Origin of the sequence: Olsenella sp. An188, assembly GCF_002160255.1 — a bacterium.
Taxonomy (GTDB): domain Bacteria; phylum Actinomycetota; class Coriobacteriia; order Coriobacteriales; family Atopobiaceae; genus Thermophilibacter; species Thermophilibacter avistercoris.
On record NZ_NFKF01000005.1, the window covers coordinates 68,937 to 82,723 of the forward strand.

The window sequence follows — 13,787 nt, forward strand, 5'->3', positions numbered from 1 at the left end:
GCGGCGCGCCCGCGGCAGGCAGAAGGAGGACCGTCACATGAACGAGCTCAGCGAGATCGTGCTCTCGCCCGACCCGCGCCTCTCGCAGGAGTGCGCCCCCATCGAGACCATCGACGACGAGGTGCGCTCGCTGGCCAAGCGCATGCTCAAGGTCATGTACGCCGCGGACGGCTGCGGCCTGGCGGGACCGCAGATCGGCGAGATGCGCCAGATCGTGGTCATCGACGTGGACTACGCGGGCAAGGGCACCAAGAAGAACCCCTACGTGCTCATCAACCCGCGCGTCGTCACGGCCGACGGCCCGGAGAAGGAGGGCTCGGAGGGCTGCCTGTCGTTCCCGGGCGTAAGCGTCCAGGTGAGCCGCCCGAGCCACGTGGTGGTCCAGGCCCGCAACCTCGACGGCGACCTCATGCAGTACGAGGCGGCCGACAACCTCATGGCCGTGTGCCTCCAGCACGAGATCGACCACGTCAACGGCGTGACGATGTTCGACCACCTCGCCCCGATTGCGCGCGCCCAGGCCGAGCGCGACTACCAGGCGGCGCTTGCCGCCGGCGCGCGCCCGGGCGAGACCGAGGTCGCGGAGTAGGGGGCGCGTCGTGGCAGATCAGAGGCAGGGCGCGCGGCTGCGCGTCGTCTTCATGGGCACGCCGGACTTCGCCGTGCCGTCCCTCGAGCTTCTCGCCGAGCGCCATGACGTGTCGCTCGTGCTCACGCGCCCGGACGCCGTCCGCGGCCGCGGACGGGCGCTCGTGCCCTCGCCGGTCAAGGCGCGCGCGCTCGAGCTGGGGATTGCCGTGGTCGAGACCTCGCGCATCACGCCCGAGGTCATGGACCGCCTGCGCGACGCCTCGCCGGACGTGGTCTGCGTGGCGGCCTTCGGGTGCATCCTGCCCGACGAGGTGCTCGAGCTCGCGCCCTGCGTGAACGTGCACGCCTCCCTGCTGCCGCGCTGGCGCGGCGCCGCCCCAATCCAGCGCTCGATCCTCGCCGGTGACGAGCGCACGGGCGTCTCCATCATGCAGATCGGCCACGGCGTGGACACGGGCGCCTACTGCGCGCAGGCATCCACGGAGATTGGCGAGAAGGACACCGCGGAGCTCACCGCCGAGCTCGCGCGCATGGGCGCGGAGCTGCTGGTGGAGACGCTGCCGGCGGTGGCGGGCGGCACGGTCGAGTGGGTCGAGCAGGACGAGGCGCTCGTCACGCACGCCGCCAAGATCGAGAAGGCCGAGCTCATGCTCGACCCGGCCGACGGCGCGCGCGTCAACGCCCTGCGCGTGCAGGCCTCCGGCGACACTGCCCCGGCGCGCTGCGTGGTCGCCGGCCGCGGCGTGCGCGTCTGCGCTGCGCGCGTGGGTGCTGGGAGGGACGTGGCGCCCGGCGCGGTCGCCGTGGGGCGCGGTCGCGTGTGGCTGGGGTGCGCCGACGGGGCGCTCGAGCTCGTGCGCGTGAAGCCGGACGGCAAGCGCGAGATGGAGGTCGCGGCCTGGGCCGCCGGCCTGCGCGGCGACGGCCTGGCCTGGGAGCGTGCCTAGTGGCGCGCGCGACTCAGGCGCGCCGGGTGGCGCTCTCGCTTCTGGGCGAGCGCCGGCGCCGCGGGGCGCGGGCGCGCGACCTGCTGCGCGGCTCCGAGGCGGCGAACGCCCTCTCCGAGCGCGACCGCGGCTTCGCCATGCGCCTCGTCATGGGCGTCACGGCCGCCGAGGGCGCGCTCGACCGTGCGATAGGCGCGCACCTGCGCCGCGGCGCCCGCCTGGAGCCGCGCGTGCGCGACGCGCTGCGCCTGGCCAGCTTCGAGCTGCTCTACCTCGGTGGTCGCGAGGACGTCTGCGTGAGCCAGGGGGTGGAGCTCGTGCGCGGGGTGGCCCCGCGGGCGGCGGGCCTTGCCAACGCCGTCCTGCACCGCGTTGCCGAGAGGGACGTGCCCGCGCTCGCCGAGGCGCGCCGCCGTGTTGAGGCGGGTGCGTTTGATGCCGCCGACCTGGCCCTCGTTGGCGCGCTGCCGGAATGGCTGTGCGTCCGCGTGCTCGAGTCGACGGGTGCGGGACGTGCCGCCGCGTGGGCGCTCGCGGCGCTCGAGCCGGCCGGAGCCTGGGTGGCCGCCAACCGCGTGCGCCACACGACCGACGAGGTCGCCGCGCTGCTCGAGGGGGCCGGCTGCGCGCCCGCGCCGGGTCCGGTGGCGGGGTCCTTCTCGCTCGGCCGTCCGTCGGCGCTCGTGCCGTCCGGGCTGGTGGAGCGCGTCGACGTGCTGCCGTGCGACCTCGCGGCGCAGGAGGTGGCGCTCGCGTGCGCGCCCGCGCCGGGGGAGCGCGTGCTCGAGGTCGGCTCCGGGCGCGGCACCAAGACGGTGCTGCTCGAGGGGGCCGCGGTGGCTGCAGGCGGGACGTGCCGGATCGTGGCCGTGGAGGCCGACGCACGCCGCTCCGAGCGCGCCGCCGCGCGCATGGCGGCCGCCGGCGTGGCTGACCACGTGCGCTGCGCCTCCGCGGACGGACGCGAGCTTGACGACTCGTACGGTAGCTTTGACCTGGTCTTCGTTGACGCTCCGTGCACCGGAACGGGCACGCTCGCGCGCCATCCGGAGATCGCCTGGTCGCTCGCTCCGGAGGCCCCGGCCGAGCTCGCGCGCCTCCAGGGGGAGCTTCTCGCCTCCGCGGCCGCGCGCGTGGGGGAGGGCGGGCGGCTCGCCTACGCCACCTGCTCGGTGCTCGCCGAGGAGAACGGGCGCGTGGTCGAGGCGTTTCTCGCCGGTCCCGCGGGCGCGGGGTTTGTCTTGGAGGACGCCGGGCTCACCGAGGCGCGCCCCGGCACGGACACGCACTTTTGCGCGACCCTGCGGCGCCGCTAGCCCTTCTCGACTCCGTTGTAGGCGCTTGCCGACAGTCTGCATCGGAAAAGTGTCGGTTGGCGCCTACAGTCCCAAGCCGTAGGCGCTTGCCGACACTGCGCGCCGCCAAAGTGACGCCCCGCGCCTACAGACCAGACCCGCGGGCGCCCCCGGCAACTCTGCCGAGAAGAACCGGCCACCCGCGCCTACACCTGCTGCGCGAGCAGCCCCTCCCAGCCGTCGATCCACAGGTCCGCGGCGCGCCTGAGCTCGAGCGCGGGCTGGCGCGGGTCATCGCAGCGCACGGCGACCGCGGCCATCCCGGCGCGCCGCGCGGAGAGCACCCCCGCGAGGATGTCCTCGAAGACGACGCAGTCCCCCGGGAGCGCCCCCAGGCGCCGCGCCGCCTCGAGGTAGATGTCGGGGTGGTCCTTGCCGCGCGCGACCTCCCTCCCGCAGACGACCTCGTCGAAGAGCGCGTAGACGTCCACGTTGCGCATCGAGCCCAGGACGTGCGGGTCGTTCGTGGTGGCGAGCGCCAGGCGCACGCCCGCGCCGCGCAGGGCCGCGAGGTACTCTCCGGCCCCGGGCCGCAGGGTGACGCGCGTCTCGTAGAGCGCGGCTCCGAGGCGGTTCCACTCGTCCACGATGTCCTGGACGTCGTCGCGCAGGCGGTAGCGCTCGCGGCACCATCGCGCCCCGGCGGCGAACCCGAGGGTGGCCAGCGTGACGGAGGCGTCCTCGTCGAACTCCAGCCCGCGGGAGGAGAAGAAGATCTCGTCCACGCGCCTCCAGAGGTGCCAGGTCTCGGCGAGGGTCCCGTCGAAGTCGAACACGGCTGCGGTGAAGGACGGCGGCCACAGCGCGGGGGCGCGCCCCGTCATCGGTCGGGCTCCGCCTCGATCGAGCGGAGCACGCCGAAGAGCACGTCGTCCCTGAAGACCGAGCACAGGGAGCGCAGCAGGTCGCGCGCCGGGGCGAAGAGCTCGGCGTCGACGGCGGCGCGCGTGGCCTCGAGCAGCGCCTCTCCCGTCTCGGGCGTGGGGGAGAGGGGGATCTGGGCGCCCCTCAGCGCGGACTCAGCGGCGTCCTCGGTGGCCGCTCCCGTGGCCTCGCCCACCTGGCCGAGAAGCGCCACCACCGCGATGCCCGCCACGAGCGCGGGCGCGGGCAGGTTGCGACAGGCGCGCTGGTAGCACGCCTGGGCGGCGAGCACGTGGCCGTCCCTCCACTGGAGCTGCGACATCATGAGGTAGGCGAGCCCAACCGACTCCTGGTCGTGCGCCACCGACAGGGCCCGGCAGAGCTCCTCGCAGGCGCCCCTCGCGTCGTCGGCCGCCTCGAGGCACTGCGCGAGGTGCAGGCTCGCCTGGACCGACATCGGCGCCAGGCGCGCGGCGCGCCGGGCCCGCTCGAGCGCGTCGTCGGGGCGGTCCTGGGCGAGCGCGGCGGCGGACGCCACGAGCAGGGCCTCCAGGCAGGGGGCGGGGGCGAGGAGGCAGCGCTCGTGCGCGGGCGCGACGAGGCGGTTGTAGAGCGCCCGGTCGGCGTAGGTGGCAAACGAGCGCCAGGCGACGTCGCCCTCGTCTCGCAGGGCGCCCTCCCGCTCGAGCGACTCCAGGGCCTCGAGCGCGGCGCGCTCGGCCCCGGCGAAGTCCTGACGCGCGAGGAGCTCCCGGGCCCGGTCGGTCCCGCGCGCGAGCTCCCCGCCGTCCACGAACTCCTCGGTGACGGCGAGGGGGTCGTCCTCGAGCGTCCCGTCGATGAGGGCGCGGACGCAGCGCAGCGCGGCGGAGCGGACGTCGCGCGGCTCGTCGTCCCCCGCGTGGGCGAGAAGGGCGCGGACGCTCTGGGCGGTGGAGTCGCCGACCTGCCGGCACAGCTCGCCCAGCAGCGCGCGTCGCCGCGCCGCCTCGTCTATGCCGAGCCCGTCGGCGCGGTCGCACCCGAGCGCGGCGGCCTGCGCGCCGGAGAGCTCCCGGTCGGAGAGCTCGACGGCGTCGTAGCGCCGTGCCGGGCAGAAGCGCTCCTCGTCGAGCGTGAAACCCTGGCGCACGGCCCGGAGCGTGCGGTCGCGCTCCTCGATGGTCGCGCCCGCCGCCGCCATCACGGCCCACGGGTCGACCGGCGCGTCGGGGTCGATCCCCTCCACGAGGTCGCGGTCGAGCCGCGCGGAGTAGTAGCACGCGTGCCCGGCGGGCCCGTCGACCACACCGGCCACCCACACCTGAGAGAGCTGCGGCGCCACGGCGAGCGCGTAGGCGGCGAGAAGGACCGCGAGCCTGAGGTTGTAGTCGCTCGCCGCGCGCCGGCGCATCTCAGAGGTGGCGGCAACGATGCCGAGGCCGTCGACGTAGGCCGAGGACGCCCACGCGCGCGGCGGCACGAGGTCGACCTCGATCGCGGCGACGCCGGTGCGCACGTTCGTGCGGAAGCGCGCCGTCAGCCGGTGGGGCAGCTGGAGGGCCTCGATGCCGGCGGACAGGGCGCTTCTCACCGCCCACTCCCCGCGCGCCTCCGACCCCAGGCGCGCGGCGGCGCGCGGGGCCTGCGAGACGATCGAGCGGCAGACGCGCTGCTCGCAGCGGACGAGCTCCTCGAGGCTCGCGGCGTTGGGGTCGTCCAGGGCGCGCCCGACGAGAAGGGCGCAGTTGAGGGCGGTCTCGACGCGCAGGACCTTGACCTTGGCGAGCCACGGCAGGCTCTCCTCCATGACGCGCAGGTAGAAGAGGTCGGAGGTGCGCGGGCGCACCACGCTCACGGTCGGCATCGCCACGTCGCGCTCGAGCAGCCCGGCCTCGTCGAGGCGCATGGCGAGGTAGAGCTCGAAGCCGCTCGGCGCAGCCCGCCCCGGCTCCCCGTCGGCGGGCGCCTCGGAGCGGGCCCGCACGTCGGCGACCACGCCGCGCAGGGCGCCCATCGGGTCGGGGGAGCCCACGAGGGAGCGGGAGAGCGCCTCGAGGTCGAGCGAGGAGGTCTCCCCGGGGGGCGACCCAGCGTCTCCCTCCGGCTCGGCGTCCTCCCCCTCGCTGTTCACGAGGGCGGCGAAGAGCCTCCCCAGGCGCCCGCGCTGCGCCTCGGGCGCCTGGTCGCGGCGCTCGGCCGCCTCGCCCCTCGTCTCGTCCCCGCGCTCGTCAGGTCCTGGCATGGCACCTCCCCTCGGCTTCCTGCGGCCTCACGGCCCCTAGGCCCTGCGCGGCCGCGCCCCGTCGATCAGCGAGGCGCGGTGGCTGACGCGTCGGACGAAGAGCCCGTCGCGCGGGGCGGGCTCGAGCCACGTGGAGCCCGCAGGCAGCGTGCGCCCGGCGTCGGCGACGGCCATGGCCTCTCCCGTCGAGGGCGGGAAGAGGGCGAGCGCCACGCCGCCCTCGCCCGCGGCCCGCTCGAGCTCGGCGGGGCTGGCCAGGGGCGAGGCGCTCCGCGCGCGCCCGTCCTCGCGGGCCCCGAGCACGTCGGCGACCACCCTGTCCCACGCGACGGAGGCGTCGGTCTCCTCTCCCGCACCCACGCCGCCGCGGGAGAGCTCGCGCCAGGCGCCGAACGCGTACATCCCCATCCGCCCGCGCTCGGCGGGCGCGACCGGCTCCTCGCGGCGTGGGCCCACGACGAGCCCGGCGCGCTCGAGCGCGGCCACGAGCTCCCCCTCGTCGAGCCCCGCCGTGTCCGCCACCACGACGTGGCGGGGCAGCAGGCGGACCTGGCTTGCCGGGAAGAGGGCGCACAGCAGGTAGTTGTAGGCCTCCGCCCCGCTCGACCGCTCGCCGCCCTCGGTGCGCATCGCCTGGCAGACGCGCGCGGCCGCGGCGGCGCGATGGTGGGCGCCGACGACGTAGGCGCGTCCCACGTGCTCGAGCATGAGTCGCAGCGACTCGACGGCGGCCGGGCGCGCCACGCGCCACACGCTGTGGCGCGTGGCCTCTTCGTCGGTGAAGTCGTAGAGGGGGTCGGCCGTCTTGGCGGCCTCGACGAGCGCCTCGAGCACCGGGTTGTCGCGGTAGGCGAGAAGGACCGGCGCGCTCTGGCAGCCCGTCGCCGCGATGTGGCGGACGTGCGCGTCCTCGAGGTCGCGCGAGGTCGCCTCGACCCTGCGCACCACCCCGTTGTTGCAGTCGTCGACGGAGCACGCCGCCACGATGCCGGTCAGCTCGCGTCCCGAGCGCCGCAGGCGGTAGAGGTAGTAGCACGGCGTCCCGTCGCGCAGCAGCGTCCCGTCGGCGACGCGCTCGGCGAGAAGGTCGTGCGCGCGCTCGAGGGCGGCTCCCTCGTCGCCGCCGTCGGGCCCCGCCGCGCCCGGGCACGCGATCGCCGCGAACGAGGCCTCCCTGGCCTCGGCCCAGGCGCGCGCCTCGGCCGGGTCGTCAGAGACGCGGTGGGGGACGGAGAACGCGGCCGCCGCGTCGGGGCGGGGCCGGTAGCAGGTGATGGGCTCGACGTGCATGGCATCTCCTCGGTCTGTGGCCACATAGTGCCATGATACCCCGTGCCGGCTGCGGAGGGCGACGCCCCTTTCTGGCGCCTGCGCGCGCCTCGGCGGTGCTACCCTGAGACGGACGACGACGAAAGGGGAGGGACATGGCGCTCACGGGCGTGGACGTCACGGGCAGAAGGCTCGTGATCTTCGACTTCGACGGGACGCTCGCCGACACGATCCCGGCCATCACGGCAACGGCACGCACGGTTCTTCTCGGCCACGGGCTCGCCGAGGACGAGCTCGGGGACCTCCTGCGCCTGGTGGGACCCCCGTTCCCGCAGGCCTACAGCCTCGTCTACGGGTTCTCGCCCGAGGAGGCCATGCAGATAACGAGGGAGTACCGGGAGATCTACCACGGCCTCGGCGTCGCGGCATGGCCGCTCTTCGACGGGGTGCGGGAGCTCCTTGAGGACCTGCGCGCGGCGGGGCGCCTCACGGCGGTCGCCTCGTCCAAGCGCGGCTTCATGGTCGAGCGCGCCCTCGAGGACAACGGCGTGAGCGCGCTGTTCGACGTGCGCCGCGGCAAGCCCTCCGACGGGGAGGTCGCCAAGGCGACGACCATCGCCCAGGTGCTCGACGACCTCGGGCTCTCGGCGGCAGACGCCGTCATGGTGGGGGACCGCTACCACGACGTCGAGGCGGCGAGCGCCTGCGGGATGCCGTGCGTGGGCGTGACCTACGGCGGCGCCGCGGCGCCCGGCGAGCTCGAGGGCGCGGGGGCCTGCGCCGTCGCGGCCACGGTCGACGAGCTGCGCCGCGTTCTTCTCGGCTCGTAGCCCCCGCGTCGCGCCCGCCGACCGCTCGGCCCGCTCGCCGGGAAAGGCGTCGGCCGTTTGGGGTAGAAGGGTGAGCATGAAGGGGGGCGCGCCGCGCCCGGACGTGAGATGGGAGCAGACATGGCAGACTTTGACGTGACCGAGGGCCTCCGCAAGCTCTTCCTCGCCAGCGTGGGCGCCGTGGCCATGGGGGCCGAGAAGTCCCAGGAGGTCGTCGAGGACCTGGTCAAGAAGGGCGAGCTGACGGTCGAGCAGGGCAAGACCCTCAACCAGGAGCTCACCCGCAAGGCCAAGGAGGTCATCGACGGGACCGCCGACAGCGCCCTGCGCGCCCGCCTCGAGGCCATGACGCCCGAGGAGCGCGCCGCCTACGCCGCCAAGGTGGCCCAGATGTCCGCCGACATCGACGCCGCGGCCGTCAAGGTCGAGGTCGAGGACGCGGCCGACGAGGGCGCGGCGGAGTAGGCCCGCGCTCGCATGGCGGAAGCGGACGAGAAAAACGACGTGCCCGAGAGGGAGGAGCGCCCCGCCGACGGTGCCGCCGGCGGGGCGGACGCCGAGGGGGCGGGCGGCTTCGCCGCCGCGCGCCGCAGCGCCCAGGACCTTCTCGACGCCTGGTACGAGAGCGTGCGCGCCGACTCGGTCTACGACCGGCAGACGATCGGGATCTTTGGCGGGCGCCCCGACGGGGACTACTCCCTCAGCCGCGCGTCGCGGCTGGCGCGCATCGGGGAGATCGTCTCGATCGTGCGGCGCTACGACATCTTCCACGGGCTCACGCCCAAGGGGCTGCGCCGCATGCTCGAGGAGCTGGGGCCGACCTTCGTCAAGGCCGGCCAGATCCTCTCGATGCGCTCGGAGATCCTGCCCGAGAGCTTCATGCGCGAGCTCGGTCGGCTGCGGACCGAGGTCGAGCCGATGGGGCGCGACACGGTCCTGTCCGCCCTGCGCGCCGAGTACGACCGGCCCATCGAGGACATCTTCGACGCCATAGACGACCGGCCGCTCGGGTCGGCGTCGGTGGCGCAGGTCCACAAGGCGCGCCTCATCACCGGAGAGCTCGTCGCCGTGAAGATCCAGCGCCCGCACGTCCAGGAGATCATGGCGCAGGACATCTCCATCATGCGCTCGCTCGCGCGCTACGCGAGCCGCTTCATGGGCGACGAGCAGTTCCTCGACCTGCAGTCGGTCGTCGACGAGCTCTGGCAGTCCTTCCGGGAGGAGACCGACTTCCTCGTCGAGGCCCGCAGCCTCGAGGAGTTCAGGCGCAACAACGCCAGGTGCGCCTTCGTCGACTGCCCCAAGCCCTACCCGGCGCTCTGCACGCGCCACGTGGTGGTCATGGACTACGTCGAGGGCATCCCGATCAACGACTCCGCGCGGCTCGTGGCCGAGGGATACGACCTCGCCGAGATCGGCACCAAGCTCGCCGACAACTACACCTCCCAGATGCTCGACGACGGCTTCTTCCACGCCGACCCCCACCCCGGCAACCTCGTGGTCCACGGGGGCAAGATCGTCTACCTTGACCTCGGCATCATGGGGAGGCTCTCGAGCCACGACCGCAGCGCCATGCGCGACATGGTGACGGCCGTGGCCGCCTGCGACTCGGCGGGACTCGCCGAGGGGCTCAAGCGCTTCTCCGTCTCCGACATGGGCGAGGTCGACCACGCGCACCTGCTCGCCGACCTCGACGCGATCGTGGCCGACTACGGCCTGGCCGACCTCTCGGATCTCGACGTGGGCGCGTTTCTCAACTCGCTCATCTCGATGGCGCAGAAGGACGGCATCGAGCTGCCGAGCTCGGTGACGATGCTCGCGCGGTCGCTCGTGACGCTCGAGGGGACCGTGCACTCCCTGCTGCCGGGAACGTCGATCGTCGAGATCATCCACGCCCACCTGCGCGCCCACGGCAGCGCCGGGGACCTCGCGCGGCGCGAGGGCGAGCGGCTCGCGCGCGAGGCCGTCGCCGCCACGCACGGCCTGCTCGGGGCCGCGAGCGACGCGGGGCTCGCGATGCGCATGCTCACGCGCGGCCAGCTGCGCGTCAATCTCGACCTCGCCGGGACGGCCGACCCGCTCGAGGACCTCGCGCGCATCGCCAACCGCCTCACGATGAGCGTCATCGTGGCCGGCCTGTTCATCGGCTCTTCGGTCGTCTACTACGCGCGCATCCAGCCGGTCATCTTCGGCATCCCGATCATCGGCTTCCTCGGCTACCTCGCCGCCTTCGTGCTCGGCGTCTGGGTCGCGGTCGACATCATCCGCGAGAGCCGCCGACGCCGCCGCAGGTAGCGCCCCCCCGGCGCACGGGCCCGATGCCCTTCTCGGCGTGCGGGGCTGACGTCCTTCTCGTCGTGCGGGCCCGACGTTCCCATCGCAGTGCGGGCCCGACGTCCTTCTCGCCGTGCGAGCCCGACGTCCTTCTCGCCGCGTGGGCCCGATGTCCTTCTCGGCGCGCAAAACGCCCGCGATTGGGTGGCATCCTTTATGTAAGAAACTGATTTACTCACCATTCGTTCATAAAACGAACCATCTAATGACCATTCAAACGTAAAAATACTCCTTGCGATTCGAGAGCATCAAACATGCCGCCCAATCGCCCGGACTTCGTGGCGAAAGGGGCCCGCGCCCGTGCGCGGCGAGAAGGACCTGCATCCGGGGTGGCGCCGCGCGGCGAGAGGGGCCCGCGTCCGTGCGCGTGGCGAGAAGAACCTGACGTCGGGGGTGGTGGCGCGCGCCATTTGCTACACTTCTTTGGTCACCACCACCAAGATCAGCCAGACGTCGCGCCTGCCGCCGCGCGGGGCGCGCAGAAGGAGAGACCATGCCCGAGAAGATCGCCGAGCTCGTCCGCGCCGCCATCGCCGCCGCACAGGAGGCCGGTGAGCTGCCTCCCTTTGAGGTCGGCGACCTCGGCTTCGAGCGTCCCGCCGACCCGGCGAACGGCGACTGGAGCTCCACGGTCGCCCTGCGCTCGGCCAAGCTCGCCCGCCGCGCGCCGCGCCAGATCGCCGAGGCCATCGCCGCGCACCTCGCCGATGACCCCTCGGTCGAGCGCGTCGAGATCGCCGGCCCGGGCTTCATCAACTTCTACCTCGCCACCGCCTCGGCAAACGAGGTCTTCCGCACGGTGCGCGAGCAGGGCGCCGACTACGCCCGCTCGGACTTCGGCGCCGGCGAGAAGGTCCAGGTGGAGTTCGTCTCCGCCAACCCCGTGGGCCCGCTGCACATCGGCCACGGCCGCTGGGCGGCGCTCGGCGACTCGCTGTGCCGCGTGATGGAGCACGCGGGCTACGAGGTCGAGCGCGAGTACTACATCAACGACCACGGCTCGCAGATGGACGTCTTCGGGCACTCCATCTCCATGCGCTACCAGCAGCTGCTCGCCGTGATGGCCGAGCGCGGCTGCGAGCTGCCCGCCGCGCGCGAGGTGCTTCTCGCCGACCGCGAGGCGTTCGTGGCCGACGAGGGCGACTGCCGCCCCGAGACTCACCCGCTCACCGACGCCTTCAACGAGGCGCTGGGCGGCAACGCCTACGGCGGTGACTACATCGTCGACCTCGCCGTGCGCTTCGTGGAGGAGGACGGCGACGCCCACGCCGGCGAGGCCGAGGAGGAGCGCATGGCCACCTTCCGCGAGCGCGCCTACCTCTGGATGCTCGACTCCATCCGCGACACCTGCCACGAGGCCCGCTGCGACTTCGACGTGTGGTTCTCCGAGCGCAGCCTCTACGAGAAGGACGAGTCCGGCACCTCCGCGGTCGACCGCGCCCTGGCCAAGCTCGACGAGCTCGGCCACCTCTACCGCGACGAGGCGGGCGCGCTGTGGTTCCGCTCCACCGCGTTCGGCGACGACAAGGACCGCGTGCTCATCAAGACCAACGGCGAGTACACCTACTTCGCCTCCGACGTGGCCTACCACTGGAACAAGTTCCAGCGCGTCGACCACGTGATCGACATCTGGGGCGCAGACCACCACGGCTACATCCAGCGCGTGCAGTCCGCCTGCGACGCCCTGGGCTACCCCACGCAGTTCGAGGTCCTTCTCGGCCAGCTCGTGAACCTGCTGCGCGACGGGGCGCCGGTGCGCATGTCCAAGCGCAAGGGCACGATGGTCACCTTCGACGAGCTCCTCGCCGAGGTGGGCGCCGACGCCACGCGCTACACGCTCATCTCCAAGAGCTCCAACCAGATGATCGACTTCGACATCGAGCAGGCCAAGCGCCAGGACAACACCAACCCTGTCTACTACGTGCAGTACGCGCACGCGCGCATCTGCTCGATCCTGCGCCGCGGCGCGGGCGTCACGCTCGAGGAGGCCGAGGCGCTCGGCATGGACGAGGTGGCCGCGCGCGCCGTGGGCGAGGGCTACGACCTGGGCCTGCTCACCGACGCCTCCGAGGCCGCGCTCGCCCGCAAGCTCTCCGAGCTCCCGGGCCTGGTGGAGAGCTGCGCACGCGACCGCGCGCCGTTCCGCCTCACGCACTACGCCGAGGAGCTCGCTGGCGAGTTCCACTCGTTCTACGCCGCCTGCCAGGTGCTCCCCGGCAAGGGCCGCCCGATGGACGAAGCCCTCTCCCGCGCGCGCCTCGCCGCGTGCGACGCCACGCGCCGCGTGCTCGCCCTCACGCTCGGGCTCGTCGGCGTCTCCGCCCCCCAGAGCATGTAGTCCTCGCGCCGCCGGGGGCCGAGCGGCCCCCGCGCGGCGACGTGGGGCCCACGGGTTCCGGCCAACTGTGTTCGTTCTTTAAAAAAGATTTGAGACCTCCTCAAATCGCGGTCTCGCAACAGTTCAACTTGTGTATACTGCGGGCCTATAAAGGAAGCAGCCTTACGGGGCTGGCTTGCTGGAGCTCATTCACTCAGACAATAGACAGGGGCAGGGGCAGTGGACCTCAAGGAATTCATGTCCGTCAGAAGGGCATACAACACGGTGCGTCAGATGGTTGAGGCTAAGGACCGCCTGACCTTCGAGGAGTTCGCCATCCTCTGCCGTCTCTCCGAGGCGGAGGAGCCGATTAAGACGTCGGCCATCGCCGAGTACCAGGGCGCCCTGCGGCCGACGATGACGCACCGCACCAACCACCTCTCCGGCCTCGGCCTCATCGAGCGCGCCGAGGGCGAGGTCGACCGCCGCAACGTGGTCTGCTCCATCTCCGAGGCCGGTCGCGAGCGCGTCGCCGAGCTCGCGTCGCTCACGCGCGCCCAGATCCCCACGGGCAAGGCGCTCTCCCGCACCTCGCCCGAGCGCATCGTGAAGTACGCCGACGCCATGGGCGCCCTCTTCTGCAAGGCGGGCGACCTCGTGCTGCTCGGCCTGTACGCGGCCGAGGCCGACGCGCTCACCATCATGCAGATCGTCGACGCGCTCGGCCTGCTGCAGCCCACGGTCTCCATGTCCGTGGCCTCCCTCGGCGAGCGCGGCCTGGTCGAGCGCAGCCACGAGGCGGACGGCAGCCACACCACGAGCGTCTCGCTCACCCCGGAGGGCGTCGAGTGCGCCAAGGAGCTTGCCGAGAAGATCGAGGCGCTCGTCGTCCGTCGCAAGCTTCGCGCGACGAGCTAGCTCGCCTCCCGCGGCGGCCCTCCCGGCTGCAGCCGGGCCAGATACGTGGTAGAATGCATAGGCAGTCTCGCGGGCGGGTCCCGGCGAGACTGCCTATGTTCTTATATGAGCACCTTTGCTCCCTCATGCCGTGCCACA

General features: G+C 73.1%; 11 protein-coding genes. 8 read left to right on the forward strand and 3 right to left on the reverse strand.

Translation table 11 applies throughout. The features are described from left to right. The first annotated feature begins 37 nt into the window (after window positions 1-37). From def to B5F23_RS06610, 3 genes are read left to right on the forward strand one after another with little or no spacing between them, the layout of a single operon-like run. Window positions 38-589: a peptide deformylase gene (gene def, locus B5F23_RS06600; protein ID WP_087353001.1), complete on the forward strand. Its 552-nt coding sequence runs from the start codon at window positions 38-40 to the stop codon at window positions 587-589. Between the two features lie 37 nt (window positions 590-626). After that, on the forward strand, window positions 627-1,538 hold the full coding sequence (fmt, locus tag B5F23_RS06605) for a methionyl-tRNA formyltransferase (RefSeq protein WP_087353159.1): 912 nt from the start codon (window positions 627-629) through the stop codon (window positions 1,536-1,538). Beyond that, the gene (locus B5F23_RS06610) at window positions 1,538-2,854 is read left to right on the forward strand and encodes a transcription antitermination factor NusB (RefSeq protein WP_158096138.1); all 1,317 of its coding nucleotides are present in this window, start codon (window positions 1,538-1,540) and stop codon (window positions 2,852-2,854) included. The genes fmt and B5F23_RS06610 overlap by 1 nt, the downstream gene beginning before the upstream one ends. A 185-nt stretch (window positions 2,855-3,039) precedes the next feature. Here the strand turns inward: B5F23_RS06610 and B5F23_RS06615 are convergent, their stop codons facing one another. From B5F23_RS06615 to B5F23_RS06625, 3 genes are read right to left on the reverse strand one after another with little or no spacing between them, the layout of a single operon-like run. Then, window positions 3,040-3,717: an HAD family hydrolase gene (locus B5F23_RS06615; RefSeq protein WP_087353005.1), complete on the reverse strand. Its 678-nt coding sequence runs from the start codon at window positions 3,715-3,717 to the stop codon at window positions 3,040-3,042. After that, entirely contained in the window at window positions 3,714-5,981 is a 2,268-nt protein-coding gene (locus tag B5F23_RS06620; RefSeq protein ID WP_087353007.1) for a hypothetical protein, read from the reverse strand. Before B5F23_RS06620 ends, B5F23_RS06615 begins: the two co-directional genes overlap by 4 nt. Window positions 5,982-6,017: 36 nt before the next feature. Beyond that, a complete protein-coding gene (locus B5F23_RS06625; protein ID WP_087353009.1) occupies window positions 6,018-7,271 on the reverse strand; it encodes a DUF1015 family protein in 1,254 nt (417 codons plus the stop codon). A 134-nt stretch (window positions 7,272-7,405) separates the two neighbouring features. Between B5F23_RS06625 and B5F23_RS06630 the strand changes: the two genes are divergently transcribed. From B5F23_RS06630 to B5F23_RS06655, 5 genes are all read left to right on the forward strand, one after another. Then, complete coding sequence (locus B5F23_RS06630) at window positions 7,406-8,080, forward strand: HAD family hydrolase (protein WP_087353011.1); 675 nt, start codon at window positions 7,406-7,408, stop codon at window positions 8,078-8,080. A 120-nt stretch (window positions 8,081-8,200) separates the two neighbouring features. Further along, a complete protein-coding gene (locus B5F23_RS06635; protein ID WP_087353012.1) occupies window positions 8,201-8,545 on the forward strand; it encodes a hypothetical protein in 345 nt (114 codons plus the stop codon). 39 nt (window positions 8,546-8,584) lie between these two features. Further along, window positions 8,585-10,375 (forward strand): ABC1 kinase family protein, encoded by a 1,791-nt coding sequence (locus B5F23_RS06645; RefSeq protein ID WP_241145815.1) that lies wholly within the window; start codon window positions 8,585-8,587, stop codon window positions 10,373-10,375. 532 nt (window positions 10,376-10,907) lie between these two features. After that, complete coding sequence (locus B5F23_RS06650) at window positions 10,908-12,752, forward strand: arginine--tRNA ligase (protein WP_087353014.1); 1,845 nt, start codon at window positions 10,908-10,910, stop codon at window positions 12,750-12,752. Between the two features lie 237 nt (window positions 12,753-12,989). Continuing rightward, on the forward strand, window positions 12,990-13,649 hold the full coding sequence (locus tag B5F23_RS06655; RefSeq protein ID WP_241145816.1) for a MarR family transcriptional regulator: 660 nt from the start codon (window positions 12,990-12,992) through the stop codon (window positions 13,647-13,649). Window positions 13,650-13,787: the final 138 nt, after the last annotated feature.

Bases quoted from the DNA above. Each gene is read 5' to 3' on its own strand.
- def (WP_087353001.1), top strand. From the start codon at position 38: ATGAACGAGCTCAGCGAGATCGTGCTCTCGCCCGACCCGCGCCTCTCG.
- B5F23_RS06620 (WP_087353007.1), bottom strand. From the start codon at position 5,981: ATGCCAGGACCTGACGAGCGCGGGGACGAGACGAGGGGCGAGGCGGCC.
- B5F23_RS06630 (WP_087353011.1), top strand. From the start codon at position 7,406: ATGGCGCTCACGGGCGTGGACGTCACGGGCAGAAGGCTCGTGATCTTC.
- B5F23_RS06650 (WP_087353014.1), top strand. From the start codon at position 10,908: ATGCCCGAGAAGATCGCCGAGCTCGTCCGCGCCGCCATCGCCGCCGCA.
- B5F23_RS06625 (WP_087353009.1), bottom strand. From the start codon at position 7,271: ATGCACGTCGAGCCCATCACCTGCTACCGGCCCCGCCCCGACGCGGCG.
- B5F23_RS06615 (WP_087353005.1), bottom strand. From the start codon at position 3,717: ATGACGGGGCGCGCCCCCGCGCTGTGGCCGCCGTCCTTCACCGCAGCC.
- B5F23_RS06635 (WP_087353012.1), top strand. From the start codon at position 8,201: ATGGCAGACTTTGACGTGACCGAGGGCCTCCGCAAGCTCTTCCTCGCC.
- B5F23_RS06655 (WP_241145816.1), top strand. From the start codon at position 12,990: ATGTCCGTCAGAAGGGCATACAACACGGTGCGTCAGATGGTTGAGGCT.